This is a genomic window from Treponema parvum, from assembly GCF_017893965.1.
In the GTDB taxonomy this organism is placed as follows: domain Bacteria; phylum Spirochaetota; class Spirochaetia; order Treponematales; family Treponemataceae; genus Treponema_D; species Treponema_D parvum.
Map to the genome: position 1 here is coordinate 1,627,693 of NZ_CP054142.1, position 19,997 is coordinate 1,647,689.

General features: G+C 45.4%; 13 protein-coding genes. 7 read left to right on the top strand and 6 right to left on the bottom strand.

The window, feature by feature from the left end:
* Positions 1–143: 143 nt before the first annotated feature.
* The 6 genes from HRQ91_RS07210 (at position 144) to clpB (ending at position 8,921) form a co-directional block, all read left to right on the top strand.
* On the top strand, positions 144–356 hold the full coding sequence (locus HRQ91_RS07210; protein ID WP_210118926.1) for a hypothetical protein: 213 nt from the start codon (positions 144–146) through the stop codon (positions 354–356).
* The gene (locus HRQ91_RS07215) at positions 353–697 is read left to right on the top strand and encodes a PIN domain-containing protein (RefSeq protein ID WP_210118927.1); all 345 of its coding nucleotides are present in this window, start codon (positions 353–355) and stop codon (positions 695–697) included. The genes HRQ91_RS07210 and HRQ91_RS07215 overlap by 4 nt, the downstream gene beginning before the upstream one ends.
* A gap of 132 nt (positions 698–829) precedes the next feature.
* Positions 830–1,972: a flagellar motor switch protein FliG gene (locus HRQ91_RS07220; protein ID WP_210118928.1), complete on the top strand. Its 1,143-nt coding sequence runs from the start codon at positions 830–832 to the stop codon at positions 1,970–1,972.
* Positions 1,956–5,051, top strand: a complete 3,096-nt coding sequence (locus tag HRQ91_RS07225) for an insulinase family protein (RefSeq protein WP_210118929.1) — start codon at positions 1,956–1,958, stop codon at positions 5,049–5,051. The genes HRQ91_RS07220 and HRQ91_RS07225 overlap by 17 nt, the downstream gene beginning before the upstream one ends.
* Positions 5,052–5,078: 27 nt before the next feature.
* Positions 5,079–6,221, top strand: a complete 1,143-nt coding sequence (locus tag HRQ91_RS07230) for a hypothetical protein (RefSeq protein ID WP_210118930.1) — start codon at positions 5,079–5,081, stop codon at positions 6,219–6,221.
* Between the two features lie 108 nt (positions 6,222–6,329).
* Positions 6,330–8,921 carry an ATP-dependent chaperone ClpB gene (gene clpB, locus HRQ91_RS07235; protein ID WP_210118931.1) on the top strand — a complete coding sequence of 864 codons (2,592 nt, stop codon included), beginning with the start codon at positions 6,330–6,332 and terminating at the stop codon, positions 8,919–8,921.
* 122 nt (positions 8,922–9,043) lie between these two features.
* Here the strand turns inward: clpB and HRQ91_RS07240 are convergent, their stop codons facing one another.
* Genes HRQ91_RS07240 through HRQ91_RS07250 form a run of 3 tightly spaced genes read right to left on the bottom strand, consistent with a single transcriptional unit; the run spans position 9,044 to position 12,827 of the window.
* Positions 9,044–10,468, bottom strand: coding sequence for a sodium ion-translocating decarboxylase subunit beta (locus HRQ91_RS07240; RefSeq protein ID WP_210118932.1), 1,425 nt, complete (start codon positions 10,466–10,468; stop codon positions 9,044–9,046).
* A 13-nt stretch (positions 10,469–10,481) separates the two neighbouring features.
* Entirely contained in the window at positions 10,482–12,566 is a 2,085-nt protein-coding gene (gene oadA, locus HRQ91_RS07245; RefSeq protein ID WP_210118933.1) for a sodium-extruding oxaloacetate decarboxylase subunit alpha, read from the bottom strand.
* 21 nt (positions 12,567–12,587) lie between these two features.
* Positions 12,588–12,827: an OadG family protein gene (locus HRQ91_RS07250; RefSeq protein ID WP_210118353.1), complete on the bottom strand. Its 240-nt coding sequence runs from the start codon at positions 12,825–12,827 to the stop codon at positions 12,588–12,590.
* A 171-nt stretch (positions 12,828–12,998) separates the two neighbouring features.
* Here HRQ91_RS07250 and HRQ91_RS07255 point away from each other — a divergent pair, with 171 nt between their 5' ends.
* Positions 12,999–14,930 carry a ribonuclease catalytic domain-containing protein gene (locus tag HRQ91_RS07255; protein WP_210118934.1) on the top strand — a complete coding sequence of 644 codons (1,932 nt, stop codon included), beginning with the start codon at positions 12,999–13,001 and terminating at the stop codon, positions 14,928–14,930.
* Positions 14,931–15,172: 242 nt separating this feature from the next.
* Here HRQ91_RS07255 and HRQ91_RS07260 read toward each other — a convergent pair whose 3' ends face one another.
* From HRQ91_RS07260 to HRQ91_RS07270, 3 genes are all read right to left on the bottom strand, one after another.
* Positions 15,173–16,591, bottom strand: coding sequence for a DUF1302 family protein (locus tag HRQ91_RS07260; RefSeq protein ID WP_210118935.1), 1,419 nt, complete (start codon positions 16,589–16,591; stop codon positions 15,173–15,175).
* A gap of 68 nt (positions 16,592–16,659) precedes the next feature.
* Positions 16,660–17,448, bottom strand: a complete 789-nt coding sequence (locus tag HRQ91_RS07265) for an outer membrane lipoprotein-sorting protein (protein ID WP_210118936.1) — start codon at positions 17,446–17,448, stop codon at positions 16,660–16,662.
* A complete protein-coding gene (locus tag HRQ91_RS07270; protein WP_210118937.1) occupies positions 17,445–19,829 on the bottom strand; it encodes an efflux RND transporter permease subunit in 2,385 nt (794 codons plus the stop codon). Before HRQ91_RS07270 ends, HRQ91_RS07265 begins: the two co-directional genes overlap by 4 nt.
* Positions 19,830–19,997: the final 168 nt, after the last annotated feature.

Genomic DNA, 19,997 nt, shown 5'->3' on the forward strand with positions numbered 1-19,997 from the left:
CATATCGATACGAAAAATACATTCGACAAGAACTGTGCCGCAACGCAAAGCGCGAAGCTGCAAAACGAAAAAAGCCGATAAACTAATGTCAAATTCCTGAAAATGTGGTATAGTGGCATAATAATAAAAGGACGGGGATATAAATGTCTTACGAAACTTTGGAAAAACAAATCAGGGCATTGCCGGAAGCGGCGCTGGAAGAAGTTTCCGTATATCTAAATAAAATCGGCAGCATTTATCAGTCTAAAAAATCCGTTGATTTTACCTTTGTCGATAATATATTCGGTACTCTGTCGGACTCGGAAGCGGATGAACTGCGTTCCTGCTGCGGACTCAAATTCAGAGAACACGCATGACCTATTTCCTTGATACAAATGTAATCATTGATTTATTGAAGGGTAATTCAAGCGTTCTTGCAGCATTCAAAAACGCATACACTTTCGAGTCCGTAAGAATTCCCAATTTAGTTTATTACGAAGTGCTTCGCGGATTTGAATATACCGATCCTAAAAAACAAAAAAACGGATTTGAATTATTTGCCCAAACCTGCGGCATTGAATATATGGATTTACAGAGTCTCAGGGAATCCGCAAAACAATATGCGTTTTTGAAAAAGCAAGGAACTCTAATTGACGACGGCGATATTCTTATAGGCTGCCTTGCCATCCTAAAAAATGCAATACCTTGTTACAAATAATACAAAACATTTTTCTCATCTAAAAGATATCCGGCTTGTTAATTGGGTCGAATAACACAACACTTTCAGCTCTCAAAACACACGAAAAGCCGATACTTTCCAAAAAAACGTCGCTGTAGTATTATATTCTTTATGGATTTAAATGAACACCGCCTTGACGCATACAAAAACGCGGCAAAAAAACATGCCGAAACCGACCGCGCTTCCGACGCGGCTGTGCGCACGGCCGCTGCAGCGCTCACTTCAGGCGGGCTTTTAAAAGTTACCGAAACAAAAAACAAGGATGGAAGCGACAGCGTATACCGCAGAGTGGCGAAATTTCTTTTGCTCATAGGCGTTGACGAAGCGGCAAAAATTCTTCCGTATCTTTCTGAAACCCAAACTGAAAAAATAATTCCGGAAATAGCCTCCATACGTACCGTCGGCGACGACGAGGCGGCCGCGATACTCGCAGAATTTCAGGCACTCATACAGCGCTCAAAAGAAGGCGGCGGAATAGAGACCGCAAAAAACATTCTGTCAAAAGCGTTCGGCAGCGAGCGCGCTTCAAAAATGATCGAAAAAACGGTGCACCCTGCCGAAGGCAAGCCTTTCGAATACTTTGAAGACGAGGAAGAAAACCGCATTCTTCTTTTACTTAAAGACGAACTTCCCGCAGTCAAGGCTCTGGTTCTTTCAAATTTAAAACCTAAAAAGGCGGCGAAAATAATCGACCTTATGGAAGCGGATGATAAAAAAGAAACAGTAATGCGCCTTGCAAAAATGCAATCCATTTCACCTGAAGTTTTGCGGCGCGTGGACAGGACGATGCGAGAAAAAGTTTCCGCCATAGCGACTGAAAGATCGAATGCGCTCGACGGACGAGGAGCCCTGGTGCAGATTTTAAAAAAGATGTCTCCTAAAGCCGAAAACGACATACTTCAAAACCTTGCCGAAGGCGAACCTGAACTCGAAAAAGAACTGAGAAAGCAGCTTTTTACTTTGGACGACATAGTCAACGCCGACGACCGTTTTATACAAGAGCAGCTGCATAAAATGGACGACGATAAAATCGCCGTCCTCATCGCAGGGAAACCCGACGGTTTTAGAAAAAAAATACTTTATAACGTGTCAAAGACAAGAGGCGATATAATTCTGGAAACGGAACAGCTGAAAAAAACCGTCACGCGCGCAGACAGCGATAAAATTACTTCGGCTTTTATGAACGTCATGCGCAGCGCGTATGAAGAGGGAAAATTCATGATAAAGGGCAGAAACGATGAAATTTACGTCTGATTCAAAATATAAAAATTGGACGGTTATTTCCGTCCGCGATATTCCCGACTGCGCTTCAAGCGGAATTTATCTTCGCCATAACGGCACGGGTCTCGAAGTTTTTCATCTTTTAAATGACGACGAAGAAAATCTGTTCGCATTTTCATTCAGAACGCCGCCGGAAGACTCGGCCGGAGAGGCTCACATACTCGAACACTCCGTTCTGTGCGGCTCGCAAAAATATCCCTTAAAAGATCCGTTCGTAAGGCTTATAAACCAGAGCATAAAGACGTTTCTCAACGCTATGACTTTCCCGGACAAAACAGTGTTCCCCGCAAGTTCCCAAGTAAAGGCGGACTATTTTAACCTTATGAGCGTATACGGAGATGCCGTGTTTTTTCCCCGCCTCGATCCTGAAATTTTTTTGCAGGAAGCCCATCGGCTGGAAATCGATAAAAACGGAAACTATTCCATCCAAGGCGTAGTCTACAACGAGATGAAAGGCAATTATTCCTCCTTCGATTCCGTTGCAGGCGACGCCGCAGTAAAGAGTCTGTTCCCAAACACGGTGTATTCGCTTGACTCAGGCGGCGATCCTCTAATAATTCCGAACATAACACATGCGAAGCTTAAAAATTTCCACGAAAAATACTACCGGACGGATAATTGTTTAGTGTTCTTATACGGAAATATTCCTACGGAAGAACAGCTTGACTTTATTGAAAAAGAATTTCTTCACCGCATAGAAAAACAAACCTTCGACGAAACGGAGATTCACTCAAGCAGGGCGCAAGAAAAATTTTCACTCGACGCCGTATTATCGCGTGAAACGGTCAGTCCGTTTTCCAAACCCATATTCGTGGAAGAAAAAGGTCCGTCGTCGGCAAATAATACGCACGGTGCAACGGTTATGGAAAACTGGCTCTTGTGTCCGTCCTGCGATCTAAAAAGTTACATGGAATGCATATTTCTTTCGGAAGTCATATGCGGACATGACGGCTCTCCTCTCACTCGCACTCTTCTTGAGTCCGGTTTGGGCGAAGACATCGCTCCCAACAGCGGGCTTTACAGTGAAATGCACGATCTTATGTTCACAGTAGGGCTCAGAGGCGTAGAATCTTCAAACATCCGCGAAGTTGAAAGACTGATATTTAAAACGCTCAACGAATTATCGTCAGGAGAGATACCTAAAAGCGACATAGATTCAGCTTTGATGTCGGTTAACTTTGCAAACCGTGAAGTAAGAAGAGCCGGAGGACCTTATTCGCTTGTTCTTCTGCGCAGGGCTCTTCGAGCGTGGAATTACGGCAAAGAACCGGCCGACATGCTTTTGGTCAGAGAAACTTTTGCGAAGCTCGAAGAGCAGATCCTTTCTTCTCCCGGCTATGTTTCGGAGCTTATAAAAAAATACTTGATCGCGAACATGCATCGTTCGCTTGTTTCGGTAATTCCCGACGAACAATATGCAAAAGAACGAAGTATTTTTGAACAGACCATAATAGAATTAAGAAAAAAATCAAAGATGCCTGAAACTGTAATGCAAGAAAATGAAAAACTCCATGCGTTCCAGCAAAAGGCGGAAACGGAAAAAGATATAAAATGCTTGCCGCACTTATCCCCTTCCGATTTGCCGGCCAAAATTGACAGGATCGTTACAAAACAAGACTATGTCGAATCAAAAAACGGCGACATTCCGCTTTTTATAAATAAAGAAGAAACTAACGGAATAGTGTACGCGGATATCGCCTTTCCATTAGACGTCATTTCTAACGAAGATTATCCGCTCATACCGCTTTTTTCAATCGCCGTTACAAACTGCGGATGGAAAGGAAAAACATGGGCCGAAACGGCCGGTCTTACGGCTATGCACTGCGGCGGATTTGAAGCGACAACTATTACGTCTTCCGTTCCTCCGAAATGCAAAAAATCCGTTTATACCGGACGCGACATGATCATATTCCGCGTAAAAATGCTAAAAGAAAAGACGGAAGACGCTCTCAAATTGGTTTCGGACTGTCTTTGCTCCACGGACTTTTCCGACGTAAAAAGACTTCAAGACCTGTTAAATGAATACCGCAACGATCTTGACGAATCGGTCATTCCTTCGGGGCACAGCTTTTGCGCCATACGCGCCGAACGATGCGTAAACAGAAGCAAGGCTGTAGACGAAGTATGGAACGGCTTAAGTCAGCTCTTTGAAATTCATAAAATCAATGAAGTGCAAAAGCTTACGAATCGTTTTAATTCCATGCTGGAAAACATCAAAAAAGGCGGAACTGTTTTACACATAACGGCGGACGATGAAAGTTTAAAATACGCACTGCCCAAACTTAAAGATTTTGCAAAATACGCAGGTCTTACCGCGATCGGCAGAGCGCCGGAGTCTGCAAAAGTCGACATTGCGCCCGCCTTCTCCGACTTCAGTGCAAATTTAAACGGCGAACAGGCGCGGCTCATTGACGACGAACCGACCCGTCGTGTCGATTATACGTCCGACAGCGGTAAAAGAAAACCGGATATTGAAATTTTTACAACTCGGACCGAAGTAGGATTTTCAGCCCAAGCATTTCCCGCAAGCGGGTGGCTCACAAAAGAAAGCGCCGCAGAAACCGTTTTGGCGCATTGGCTTTCGACGACCGTTCTATGGGAGCAGCTTAGAACCATAGGAGGAGCCTACGGAGCTTACGCTTCAAACGACCCTGTTGAAAAAACATTTTCTTTTACCTCGTACAGGGACCCCGATCCTATAAAAACGACTGAATCGCTTTTAGAATGTTTAAAAAAGGCGGCGTCTGAAATTTCCGGAAAATCGGGCGCGTTCGGCAAAGAAACGCTTAAAAAAGCCGTCGTCGGATGCTACAGCAAAGAAATTCAACCGCAGTCCCCCGGCGGAAGAGGCTTTACAGGATTTTTACGCTGTCTGTACGGAATAACGGAAAAAGACCGCGAGCATAAAATAAAACTTTTATTTTCCGTCACCGAAAAAGACGTTAAAAACGCTCTCGATCGGCTCATAGCGCAGAGCGAAAAATGCACAAAAGCGTGCATTACAGGCGACGCAAAAGACTCTTCCGGTAAAATAATGCTTTTACCTATATGAAAAAATACCGATACCTAAAATATGGCAGTGTCAAAATTAAATATCCGTAACGATTCATATAAATTAGGCGGTTTTTTAAAAAAGAAAGGCATAGAGCGCTGGCTTTATTTTATGTGCGCACAGTCGGATGCAACAGGCGAAGAAAGAAGTTTCTTTTTGGAACTTCAAGTCGTAAATCCGCACATATCACCAGACAAAATGACTTTTTCGACTAAGTTAAAAACCGAATATTCCCAAGAACAACTTTCCGAAATGCTGTATTCGCAGGAAAGCGGTCAGACTGTAGAAGCTCCGTCGTATGTAGCGGTGCGCGCAGGAATGTACGGCACGAACGCCAAGTACATAAGCAATTATTTTAAAACAAAAGACCTTGCATATAACAAAAAGAAACACAGCATAAGTCTTCCGGGCTGTTATTTTTCGCATTCGGAACTGCGAGGAAAAATAGAGCTTTCCAACGACGACAGGCTGCGCCATCCCGAATATTACAGCGCGTCGGGCTGTATCACATGGGATCTTAACATAGAACGGCTCATAGATTTTCCCGCAGGCTATATAAAAAAAGGAAACAATTGGATTCCTACAGGAGCGGAAACCGTTTTTTCAGGTGCGATAAGCGTAGACGGAAACGTTTATACGGTAAATCCTAAAAAATGTTCGGGATACACCGATAAAACTTGGGGCGACGCATTTCCGAGACCTTTCGTCCATATTTCCGCATCTTCAATGACAAGCCTCATCACGGGAAAAAAACTTAAAAACACCTGCTTTACCATACAGGGATTATATGAAAATAAGCTGTGCGCGTTCATAAAAATTTTGTCGGACCGCATAGTATTCGTTCAAGGAAAAAATTCCTATTCGTCGGAATGGACTTGCACTCAAATGCCCAAAAACGATGAAGACGACCAACTGCGTTGGTCGGTAAGTCTCCATAACAAAAAATACATAATCGACATAGATATATTCTGCAAAACAAGCAGCATGTGCGTTCGCACTTACGAGTCCGCCGCCGTTTACGGAAAAATTTTTAAGATCCTCGAAAGCGGAGACACAAGCGGAGAACTCAGGCTGTATAAAAAAATAAAAAAAACGGTAGAACTGCTCGAATACGCCAAAATTTCAAACGCGTTCTGCGAATACGGCGAAGAAGACAGCATAAACGCATAGCGTCCGGTTCTCACGTCCTGTACGACTGCCGCAACGTCACCCCCTTGCCGCCCGCGCAAACCTAAATAAAAATTTGAATTTCTCGTATTTCATTTGTAATTTAAAAGTATGGATTTAGAACATTTTACACTAAAAGCGCAGGACGCTCTGCAATCCGCAAACGCCCTTGCGCAACAAAACGATCACAGTGAAATAGGACTTGAACATATCCTCATGGCGCTCTTGCAGCAAAAAGACGGTTTGGTTCCGCCTCTCATCGAACGCATAGGGGCAAACGTTCAATCATTGATTCAAAAAACACAGGAGCTTCTCGATTCCGATCCGAGAATCAGCGGAAACACACAGACTGTCCTTTCAAACGAAGCTCAGAAAATTCTCGCCAAGGCTGAAAAGGAAATGTCAGACCTTCACGACCGCTACCTCTCGACGGAACATATTCTGCTCGCAATTACAAAATCCGACGGACGAACGGCGGAAGTTTTAAGATCTGCGGGAATTACGCACGAAGCGGTTTTAAAAGCTCTAAAAGACATACGCGGAAACCAAGGTGTGACGTCCCAAGACCCTGAAAATACAATACAGGCGCTTGAAAAATATACGAAAGATTTAACTTCCCTCGCCAGACAGGATAAGATCGATCCCGTGATAGGCCGCGACGAAGAGATCAGACGCGTGATGCAGGTTCTTTGCCGCCGCACAAAAAACAACCCCGTCTTAATCGGCGAACCGGGCGTAGGGAAAACCGCTATAGTAGAAGGACTTGCAAGAAGAATCGCATCGGGAGACGTTCCCGAGAGCCTTAAAAACAAAAGGCTCCTGTCGCTTGACTTAGGTTCTCTCGTAGCCGGCGCTAAATTCCGCGGAGAATTTGAAGAGAGACTTAAGGCCGTAATCACAGAAATTCAAAAGTCAGAAGGCAGGATCATTCTCTTTATAGATGAATTACACACTATCGTAGGCGCAGGCGCAAGCGAAGGTTCTATGGACGCTTCGAATCTTTTAAAGCCCGCCCTAGCCCGCGGGGAACTGCGCGCAATCGGAGCTACTACTCTTGACGAATACCGCAAATACATAGAAAAAGATGCCGCACTCGAGAGGCGTTTTCAGCAGGTTTACTGTAACGAACCTTCGGTAGAAGATACCATAGCGATACTGCGCGGTTTACGCGAAAAATATGAAATTCACCACGGAGTAAAGATCAACGACGAAGCGCTCGTCGCAGCGGCAGTGCTTTCAAACCGCTACATAACGAACCGCTTTATGCCGGACAAGGCGATAGATCTGGTAGACGAAGCGGCGAGCCGCTTAAAAATGGAAATAGAAAGCCAGCCTACGGAACTTGATCAGGCCGAGCGAAAAATATTGCAGCTTTTGATCGAAAAACAGTCTCTTTCAAAAGAAGAAGACGTATCGTCAAAAGAAAGGCTCGCAAAGCTTGAAAAGGAGCTTGCCGACCTTGTATCAAAGCGCGACGCTATGAAACTTCAATGGAAAAACGAAAAGTCCAACATAGACAAAATACGGACGCTAAAAGAACAGCTTGAAAAAGAGCGTTTTAACATTGAAAAATATACGCGCGAAGGCAATTTGGAAAAAGCCGCGGAATTAAAATACAGCATAATTCCCGCCGTTGAAAAACAGCTCGAAGAAGCTCAGGTCGCCGAAAAAAAACTCGCCGACGAAGACAGCAACGAACGCAGTTCGCTTTTGAGGCAGGAAGTTACCGAAGAGGATATTGCGCGCGTAGTTTCCACGTGGACGGGAATTCCCGTAGCAAAGATGCTTTCTTCCGAAAAACAAAAATATTTGCAGCTCGAAGACGTATTGCACAAGCGCGTAATAGGACAAGACGAGGCCGTTCAAGTTGTTTCGGACGCAATCAGAAGAAACCGCTCCGGAATGGGAGATCCTAACAGACCGCAGGGCAGTTTTTTATTCATAGGCCCTACGGGAGTAGGAAAAACAGAACTCGCCAAAACCCTTGCAGACTTTTTATTTAACGATGAAAAAGCCTTAACAAGGATCGACATGAGCGAGTACATGGAAAAATTTTCGGTTTCTCGGCTCATAGGCGCGCCGCCCGGCTATGTCGGTTATGACGAAGGAGGCCAGCTTACCGAAGCCGTAAGACGCCGCCCGTACAGCGTGGTCCTGTTCGATGAAATTGAAAAAGCGCATCCGGACGTATTCAACATATTGCTGCAAGTTCTCGACGACGGGCGTCTGACCGACGGACAAGGCCGCCTTGTGGATTTTAAGAATACGATCATAATAATGACCAGCAATTTGGGAAGCGATATAATTATCGACGCGGACAGTGAAGAAAAAATGACCGCAGTGAGACCCGCCGTCATGTCGCTTTTACGATCGACTTTCAGGCCGGAATTTTTAAACAGGCTGGATGAAATCGTCATGTTCAAACGGCTCGATATGTCTTGTATTCAGGGAATAATACGCAACCAGCTTAAAAAGGTGGCCGAACGCTTGGAAGACAGAAGGATAAAACTTACGTTCGACGACAGCGCGCTCTCGTTCCTTGCGGAAAAAGGTTATGAGCCGGCATACGGAGCGCGTCCGGTAAAGCGCGCCATCCAAAATTATGTTGAAAATCCTCTTGCGAAGGATCTCCTAGCCGGAAAGTTTGCCGAAAACAGCATTATAAAAGTGAGCGCCAGAAAAGAAGGACTGAAATTCAATTAAAATCAATTAAAGAGAGCCGCTCAAAAGAAAGAATGGCGGGATTTCAAAAGCGCGCTTTTGAAATCCCGCCCCTTATTTTGTCTTATTCTGTTCCTAACTTACGCCGTCAAAAATATGTTTTATCAGCCGTAAGTCGCTATAAACACGCCTGCGGCAATTGCAGTACCGATAACGCCGGCGACGTTCGGTCCCATTGCGTGCATCAAAAGGAAGTTTGAAGGATCATATTCCATTCCTACCTTATTCGATACGCGGGCCGCCATAGGCACGGCGGAAACTCCAGCAGATCCTATGAGAGGATTAATTTTTTTGCGAAGGAACAGATTCATAAATTTGGCCATGAGAAGGCCGGCAGACGTAGCCACTGCAAAGGCGAAAAGACCTAAGAAAATAATACCTATCGAGTTCATGTTCATGATCTTTTCAGGCGTCATCTGAGAACCTACTCCAAGAGAAAGCAGTATCGAAACGATATTCATCAATTCGTTTTCCATAGTCTTTGAAAGACGCGTAACAACGCCGCATTCCTTTACGAAATTTCCGAAAGCCAGCATACCGATAAGAGGCGCCGCGGGCGGAAGAAGCAATATCGAAAGAATAAGCATAACCATGGGGAACAGCGTCTTCTCAATCGGAGAAACGGTGCGCAGCTGATCCATAGTGATATGGCGTTCTTTTTTGGTCGTAAGAAGTTTCATAATAGGAGGCTGGATCATAGGAACCAGAGCCATATAAGAGTATGCGGCAACGGCGATAACGGCCATCATCTCAGGAGCAAGTTTTCCTGAAACATAGATCGAAGTAGGTCCGTCCGCACCGCCTATTATTGCTATAGCGCAGGCTTGCTTCATGTTGTAATCTATGCCGGGAATAAGGTTCATGAGCGCAACGCCGAACAAAGTAAAAAATACTCCGAACTGCGCAGCGCCGCCGAGCAGCGCCAATTTAGGATTCGCAATGAGCGGGCCAAAGTCCGTCATAGCGCCTATTCCCATAAATATCAGCATCGGGAAAAATTCGTTTCCTACGCCGGACGAGTATATGATGTGCAGCATTCCATGAGGAGCGTCTCCCATTCCGGCTCCCGGAATATTTACAAGGATTGTCCCGAATCCTATAGGAATGAGAAGAAGCGGCTCGAATCCGCGCGCGGCTCCGAGATAAACGATCAAAAATCCGATCGCTATCATGGCCAGTTTCTGCCAGCCGGGGACGATCTTGCCTGCAAACGGATCCACAGCGGCAGCCGAGTGCTGCGCCGCATTTTGAACTTCCTCCAGAGCCATCTCTTCGGCCGTTTCCGTATGCGTTATTTTATAAATGCCGGTGGTCTTATAAAGGTTCATCAAGAATTTCGATACTGAAATATTCGGAATATTTTCGGATCCTTTTATTATTGCGGTTGACATCGTTCTAAACGAAGCGACTTCCCTGTGGGAATTGGATGCAAAAACGGTACTTGCAAAAGAAAGCGCCAGCGTAATTCCGAACAAAACCAGACAGGCTTTCATAACCTGAGTGCTTTTTTTATTTGTTAAATCATTCATTTTGCGATCCGTCCTATTTGATCTCAGCGAGCAGCTGTCCTGCACTGATCTGCGAACCGGGCGCGGCGACAAAATGCACGGCGCCTGCAGCCCCCGCTTTTACTTCAAGCTCCATCTTCATGGATTCTATCATTATAACGGTCGTATCCGCCTTTACGGCAGCGCCCTCAGCCACTACATACTTAAGCAAGGTTCCGGCAACGGGAGCCTTCACAGCCTTTCCGCCCGTCGAAGATGCGGGCGCTGCCGCCGGAGCAGGCTGTGCCGCAGGCGCCGCCTGAACTGCGGGTTTGGCAGCTACAGGAGCGCCGCCGATATTTCCGAGCACGTCGCCGGCCTTTATCTGTGTTCCCGGCTGTACCGCGAACGAAACCTTTCCGTCACAGGGAGCTTTTACTTCAAGTTCCATCTTCATGGATTCAAGCATTATGACAGTCTGACCCTTTGTGACGTTTGTTCCGGGAGAGACGACATGCCTGAGCAGAGTTCCCGCTACGGGAGCTTTGATTTCCTGTCCGCCCGAAACCGCAGGAGCGGCTCCTGAGGCGGCGGACGCAGCCGGAGCGCTTCCCGCCTGGCCGAACGTCACATTGTAAGCCGTACCGTTCACCGTTATGTTCATCGAATCGCCCGAAGGCCCGGTCGTAACGTCGTACGAAGAACCGTTTACCGTAACCGTATAGCTTCCGCCTGCCGAAGAGGTTGAAGGAGCAACTTTCTTTTCGCCGAACATTTTTTCGGCATCGACAGGCCCGTTTGCTCTCGTCTCAAAGAATTTGGACGCAACTTTCGGGAACATGGCGTATGTGAGCACGTCTTCTACGGAACCGTTTCCTCCGTTAGCCTTAGATTCGGCGACCATTTTGTCCCATTCCGGTTCAATCTTGTCAGCAGGGCGGCAGGTAATCACTTCATCCATCTTGTTTTGCTCGAGGGCCAATTTTACAAGATCCGCATTCGGAGCGGCCGGAAGTTTTCCGTATTTGCCTACCAAAAGATCTCTGAATTCCTGAGTAAGATTTTTATATCGCCCGAAAAGGATGTTGAATACCGCCTGGGTTCCTACTATTTGGGAAGTAGGAGTAACAAGGGGAACGTATCCTACGTCCTTCTGTACAAGGGGGATTTCCTTAAGAACTTCATCGATTTTATCCGCCGCGCCCTGCTGTTTAAGCTGGGACTCAAGGTTTGAAAGCATTCCACCGGGAACCTGAGACACAAGGATACGGGTGTCCGCTCCTAGGAATTTGGATTCCAAAGAAGCGTAATGCAAGCGGACTTCACGGAAATAAGCTGCGATTTCAAGCAAGGCTCTGATATCGAGACCCGTGTCGTATTCGGTGCCCTTGAACATTTCAACGACGGTTTCAGTCGGAGAATGGGAAGTTCCCATAGACATCGAAGAGATGGCCGTATCAAGGATTTCAGCTCCTGCTTCCGCAGCCTTTAAGAGCGTTGCGACTGAAAGTCCCGTCGTGGAATGCGAGTGAATTTCAATGGGAAGGTCTACCTTCTTTTTGATCGCCTTTACGAGATCGTAGACTTCGTAAGGTTTTAAAAGACCCGCCATATCTTTTATACAGATCGAATCAGCTCCGAATTCCGCGTAGGTTTTTGCAAGATCGGCGTAGATCTCTTTTGTGTGATAAGGGGTAGTCGCATAGGAAATTGCCATTTGAACGTGTTTGCCCGTCTTTTTTGCAGCCTTAGTAGCGCGTTCAAGGTTGCGCGGATCGTTGCAGGCGTCAAAAATGCGGAATACGTCTATACCGTTTTTTGCCGCATATTCCACGAATTTATCCACTACGTCATCCGCATAGTGACGGTAGCCTAAAAGGTTTTGTCCGCGTAAAAGCATCATGAGCTTGGTATTTGGCATAGCTGCATGTAATTTGCGAAGGCGTTCCCAAGGGTCTTCATTTAAAAAACGGATACAGCTGTCGTAGGTAGCCCCGCCCCAAGCTTCCGCCGCCCAGTAACCGATCTTGTCCAGTTTGGGGGCGATCGGAAGCATATCCGCCGTTGTCATGCGGGTAGCATGAAGAGACTGGTGTGCGTCGCGCAAAACCAATTCTGAAATTTGAACTTTCTTAGTCATGAAAAAACTCTCCTGTGATTATTAGCGCTTAGCACGCAATGCAGCGGCAATCGCGGCAATTATTGAATTATCCGAAGCAGCAGCAGGTGCGGCTTGAGTTTGAACTGCCGTATCCTGTTTTTCTACATCAAGTTTAAAAGCACGAATGATCTTATTTACTAAAATCATAGCTTGAATCATGATGATCAGAAAAACAAAAACGGCACCCATACCGAGGACGGTAAGAATCAGACTTTGTCCCAGCATTTCCGTTATTGTCATATTTCCCCCTGAAAATAAATCGTATTTAAATCTTAAAAATTTAATAACAGATAACGGCTATTATAAAGAAATAAATGTTTTGTATCAATCGGCCGGAATCTTCAATTCTCGCCGTAAAATTGTTAAAATATTTATATTGCCACGCATAATCCGTTAAGCTATGATATTATCATGATTCAAAAGAAATCTTTGGTTTTATATAAAAAACAACCGGCCGTAGTAACCGAAGTCGACGGCGACAAATATACTATAGAATTTCGCGCCGTTTCCGCGGCCGGAGTTTCCGCAGCTGCATCTTCCGCAGCCAGCGCAAAAACACCGCAATTTTCAGTTCAAAAAGTACGGGAAAAAGACATAATTTTTTTGATTGACGGGGTTTCTTCCATTCAGAGCGTTTTATCTTTTGAAGACAAAAATATATTAAAGCAGATAAAAGAAGTCTATGAGCTTATAATTTCGGACGAAGAGGAAGCGTCAAAGGCTGTTTCTTTTTCAGAGTTAAAAGAACTCGTAAGTTCCGCCTTTCCCGCCGACGGCGCATGGTTTTTATACGACGCCCTTTTAAACTCTTTTGAGTTTAAACTTGACGAAGAAGAAATGAAACACGGCAAACTTCAATTTTTTCCTCAAACCGAAGATTCTATAAAATCCATGCAAAAGAAAATGGAAGAAAAAGAAAAATCCGCCGCTGTGCGCGAAGAATTTTTGAGCCGCCTCAAACAAAAAAAACTTATATTGCCGGACGACGCAAAATTCATGGTAGACGTGGAAGCGCTTGCGTTGGGCAAAAGCGACAAGTCAAAAACTCTGCAGGATGCGGAAATAAAACAGACACAGGAAAATGCGCATAAAATTCTTTTGGATACCGGCATTTGGGAAATAACGAGGAACCCCTACCCTGTCCGCTGGGGACTTTCGATGCAGTCGGCTACGGAATCGCTTCCCTCTCCCCAAAAAGAAGAGCGGATTGCCGTCGAAGGCTTTGCCTACGCAATAGACAGCGAATATTCGAACGATCCTGACGACGCGGTCGGCTGGGACGGAACATACCTTTGGGTGCACATAGCCGATCCCGCTTCCACAGTCATTCCCGACAGCTCTATAGACAAAACCGCACGCGCGCGAGGAGCGACCCTTTACATTCCCGAAGGAGCAAGCCGCATGCTTTGCGAATCCGTTCTTTCCGATTATGCGCTGGGATTAAACAATGTGAGTTACGCCTTGTCGTTCCGCATAAAATTCGACGAAAACGGAGCCGTCGAAGACTGCGCGGTATTAAAGACTGAAGTAAAAGTAAAACGCCTCTCATACGCAAAGGCGGACGAGATGAAAGACAGCGAAGAATTACATCCTCTCTTTGAAATCGCAAAAAAGAACGAAGAACGCCGTAAAAAAGCGGGAGCCGTTTCGATAACGCTGCCTGAAATTCACATAAGCGTAGACAGAGATACGAAAAAAGTAGAAATCACAGAGGACGAGCGCTACGAATCCGAAGACGTGGTGCGGGAAGCCATGCTCTTAGCGGGAGAAGGAGCTGCAAAATTTGCATTTAAAAACAATATTCCTTTCCCCTATGTGAGCCAAGACAAACCGGAAATCCCCAAAGATCTTCCTGAAGGCCTTGCCGGACAATTCAAACTGAGACGATGTATGCGTAAGCGTAACGTAGGGGTTACCCCTTCGCCGCACGCGGGACTGGGAATAAGCATGTACTCGCAAGTTACAAGCCCGCTCCGTCGTTACGGCGACCTTGTGGCGCACGAACAATTACACGCATTCTTGGACAAAAAGGAACTTTTAACAAAGGACATTATGCTTGAACGCATAAGCGCAGGCGATGCAGCTGCCGCTGCCTGTAAAAACGCGGAGCGCAACAGCAATCTGCACTGGACGCTGGTATATCTTTTACAAAATCCCGATTGGAAGGGCGAAGCCGTATGCGTAGAACAGAAAGGAAACCAAGGCGTGTTTATAATTCCGTCCCTCGCGCAGGAAACGCTTTTAACGCCTCTGTCGCCCGTAGCGCTAAACAAATCCGTAACGGTTCAAGCGGCAAAGATCGACATAGTAAATCTTACGGTAACGTACAGACAAGTTAAATAACGTCCGAAAACCTACTAATAGCCTAGATTTCGAGTTTTCTAAAACTCGAAATTCCCAACCATTTCATGTATCAATGAATGGCGAGAAAATAAATAAAATGATGCTCAAGGCGAGGTTCCGGCTGCGTGACGCTTCGAGCGTTATACTTACAGAATTCTGCCCTAAAAGCTCGACCGCGGCTAAGCAGACGGCGTTCTCGCCGAAAGAATATTTAGAAATACTTTCAAAACTCGACATTCAGGTTAATAGCTGTAAACCATCTTTATCCAAGCACAGCTTGCGTCCTTCATCCTGCCGTACGCGCTTGAGTCTTCGCGGCCCGAAGTATAGACGTACGCCCCGCACTTTACGTTTATAGAATCATTTACGGAATATTTTACCGAAGGATACAAGGCACAGTCATAATCGTTTATATCGACGACCCCAGAAAAATTTAACGTCAGAGTGTCGTGAATGAACGATTTTTCAATGCTTAAAGTCGCGGCGGGAATTCTTTGTTTTCTTGAAATTTCATCTTCATCGTAGGCTAAAATAATGTCTTCTATATATTGCGCCGTAAAAGTCCAGCCACCGCGGTTCCAGTCCAATCCCAAAAGAGCGCGGATCTGATTTTTCTTTACAGGGGAACAAAGCATGGAACCGTCGGGTAAGACTTCCCATTTTTTTCCGGAAAAACGTCGTCCGCCTATAAAAGCGCATTCTCCGCGAAGAACAAAATCGCTTAAAGGTATCGCACACTCAAGCCCCGACATATAAATTCTCTCATAAGAGCCGCTTAGAGTTATGCCGGAAGCGTCGCTTTTCATATCGTACACGGCGATGTCGTCGTTTCCGGTAAAAAAACTTGCAGCGAGATCCGCAAACGGAAGCCATGCCGAAAGTCTTATCGCGTATTCGGTATTCTTTAGTGAAAAACGGACTTCTTCCGGCTCGTTCCAAGTCATTTTGTTACCTGAAGAATATGAAGGAAAAAGCACTCCGTATAAGGGATTATCCTTTTGCGGCATTTTAGCAGGCGTAAAAACCGGGATGGCGGTCATGTCAAACGAAAGCATATCTGAGCGCAGATTAAAGGAAAGCGCGTTTACGGGAAGCCTTTGATCGGTTATGTCCGATCCTGTAAGACTTGTGTTGTCAAGCGGGCACACGATGTCAACGATCTGAACGCCGTCGGCTTTTCCCCAGACAATTATTTGCCGTCCGGCTCTTATGCCGAAGCTTCCGTAAGTCCAATCTGCGTAAGCTTCTTTAAGCTCAATTTCAGTACGGCTTTTGCACGTTCCGTCATACGACGCATTGCCAGAAATAAACACGCTGCAGTCGTCCGCATAGGCGGAAAGTTCCATGCGAACCCTCGTCCTTGAGTCTAAAATTTGTCTGTCCCAATTATCGGCGTCGTTTACAGGCTGTCCGCCGCCTCCCGAAGATATTTTATCGGGCTTGAACAACTGGACGGAATGAAACGTGTCGACAAAACCGCTTACGGAAAATCCCGTATCCTGTGAAAAAACCGGCGCGCATAGCGTGCAAAGGCAAAACAAGGCCGCCGCAAATATCGTATTTTTTTGAATTGAACTGTGCGCCGACGCGCAAGAATTCAACAGCCTCCCAAATCGATATTTTGTTCGGCTGTTGAATTTCAGGGAACAGACTTTTTTCATAAAACCTCCCGCCGTATTCAAAAACTGCAGCGGCACACATCGGCACTGCGTTTATTCGACGGCGTATTTCATCTGCCCATCCGACCTTTTTCAAGCGACGCCACCGTAAAAATCGAATCGTCAAGGCTTTTGTTATACGTTATGTTTTTAATTTCGATCAAGGTAGAGTGTCCGCTTGCCAGATTTTCCATCGAAAATGTTTTTGCCGTCCAAATACCGTCGATCTGCTCGACATCCTTTACCGAAAGGACTCTCTCAAGATTTTTTTGTCTGTTATAAAGCTCGCCTTTTATCGCTATATAGTTATCCTTTCTGATCCAATAGACACGGCTGCTGTTGCGCTCGGTCGTATCGTGAGGAACGCACCGTATTTTCCAGCAGGCAAAACCGTCAACTGTCTCTTCTGCCAAAATTGAAAAATCGTCTTTTGAGAGCTCTCTGTTGCCCATATCGTTGTAGGTAAAATCGGTTCCCATAAAATAGTCGTCTTTTCCGGAACCGGCAATGCGCCGAACTTTTTTCATGGCAGGCATGTAAAGCCACGTGTCGTCGTCTTTGCCTTCTTGGTCATATTCCCAGACAAGATAACCCACGCCGCTAACGTCTTTAGGCGTTAAAAAAAACATAACAGTGCGTTTATAGTCTCCGTAATCCTTGGAAAAATAAGAGACTTCCCGCAAACGCTTCGTGCCGTTTTTGGCAATAAGCGTCATCTGCATTTCATAGACCGCAGTATCGCCTTCATACCTGTCCCGGCTGGCCTTCATGATATCGTAGGCCGTCTGAGAAAAGACCGGTAAAACTGCGAAGACCGCAGCAAAAGCGCATGCAAGTAAAATTTTCTTTAAATAAGTCATATTTCTTCTCCGTCAAATTCTTTTCCAAAAGGTTTTGTTAAATAAATCAGCGCAGGCGTCATAAGGTAATCCGCCAAAAGCGCCGTAAAAAGGCCGATTATCGCAAGAAGTCCGATACGGTGCATGGTGTTAAAAGGACTTAACACGTAAACAAAGAACATGGTACATATTATGACCGTCGTCATGCCCAGCGTCTTCCCTATTTCACGGTAGGTGCGAAGGATTGCCTTTTTATAGTTGCCGCTCTTTTCGTAAAGATACTTTACGTGATTTATAAAATGGATCGTATCGTCGACGGCTATACCTAAAAGCATGGGCATTATCGTCATAGTCATCATATCAAGCTGATAGCGGCGGTATCCCATAATTCCTGCAAGAACGATTACGGGAACGATATTCGGAATCATTCCTATAAGTCCTGTCTTAAAGCTTGTGAACACAAGGATCAGCATAATCGCGATCATTATAAAAGAACCCGTAAACGATTTTATTTCGCCGTTTACGATTTTTCCGTTCATCTCTGCAAATTCCGCAACGGAACCGATCGCAGAAACTTCAGCGCCGGGGAACAGTTCCTCAGCCGTCCTTTCCGCTTCGGCAATGTCGGACACCATTTTAGTAGCATCATAATTTGAAAGATCTACCGTCACATAGACTGTATTATAATCGGCGTTGAGCCAATCATAAAGTCTGTCGCCCCCCGTAATCTCATATAAAAACAGTTCCTGAGTAAGCAGATCCTCATCGTCCGGAATAGTATAATAAGATGGATCGTCGCCGTTAAGCATTCGGTTCGTCTCTTTTACTATGTCGAGAACCGACTTTACGCGCGGAATTCCATTCGTCTTTCTTGTAAGGCTTAAATTCGAAAGTTTCTGCTCAAGTTTTTCAAGCGCAAACATGCGTTCGGGCTTTTTAAATTCGTCTATGTCAGGATACTCTATCAAGATTTTATAGGAATAGACGGATCCCAGCTGAGTGTCCTGAAGTGCGGCAAGACGCGCTATATACGGAATCTTTAAACCCGCCATTTGAATATAGTCAAGGGTTACGTATATTTTAAAAATTCCGGGCACAAAGACGGCCACCGCAAAAATCCCTGCAACGACAACCGTTTTACCGTATTTTAAAACCTTTTGTCCGAATGATTCAAATGCAAAATCCGCTTTAGTATTTTTTTTGATTTCGGCTTTATCGTCTTTTTTTCGGTCTTTGCCGAACGAAAGCAAAACAGGAATAAGGATTATCACATACAAAAACACGACAAATACCGTCGAAGACGATACTATCCCCAGCCATTTAAGAGGACCTATATCCACTAAGGCAAAAGATACTAGGGAGGCGATAGTCGTAAGAGCCGTAAAAAACAGAGGCCACCCCGTCTCTTCTACCGACATCACTACGGCTTCCTTTCTAATCCCCGTCTGTCTGAAATGCAGCTTAAACGAATTTATATAGTGTATCGAATAGCCGACCGACAGCGCCATGCCTAGCAAAATTGGAATTGTCATCATGTTTTGGTCGGCCGTTATGCCGAAGAGAGACATAAAACCGAACACAACACCTATTCCTCCTATCGTTGAAAAAATAGGAACTATAAGGCCTCTCAGGGATCTAACGAACAGGATAAGGCAGATTATCATAGCTAAAAATCCGCCCAAAAGACTTCTTGACATCTCCACGCGCATCGTATCCGCTTCTTCGCATTCCGTATAAGGTATGCCGGCGCAAAGCAAATTCCACTTAGGATTTTTCCATTTGGGATCGTCCAAAAGTTTGTGCGCCGCCCGCCCAGCCTTATACATGCCGGTACGCGCGTTATCGTCTTCTTCACCGTAGTCGTAAAGGTAAAGAATTATCCACGTTTCTTTTGAATCCTGGGAAACAAGTTTGTTCGCGAGCGCTTCACGGGAAAGCAGAAATTTTTTGATCGATTCCATCTGCGCTCTGCCTTCTGCAGTACCGGTGTCGGGAATTCCGTCTTCAAACGGAGTTACAACCTGCATTCCGTCATCGGTTCCTTTTACAACGGAAACTTCAACTATGGAGGTTACGTCCCGTGCGTAAGGGATTGTTTCCATCATTTCGTTTCCGAGCTCTTTGATCATGTTAAGAACATCGGTATCAAAAACGTCTTCCGCCTGAACTAGGACTGTGATGACATCCTCGTTGCCGAAAGTATCTTCAAAACGGTTCGTCGCCTGCGTTATTTTTTCTTTATCGTCAAACCAACTTTCCTGCTGGTCTTCTACAACAAGTTTTTTAAGTCCTGAAAATCCGACAGCGGTAATAGCGATCATGACGATCAAAAAAAGCCATCTGAATTTTATCTGAATTTCTCCGAATTTACGGAACAAGCGGTTTATAATTAAAACTTGCATGAAACCTCCGATCAAAGCGGCAATAAAACTTTACTGTATGTGCGGAACATATTGGAAAAGCCAATGCTACTTTATGTTAGCATTATATAACTTAAAAGAAAAAATTTCCACTACCCTGCCTGCTATTCTTGCCGCTGAGGCGCGGAATTCCGTGCAAAAAAATAACGC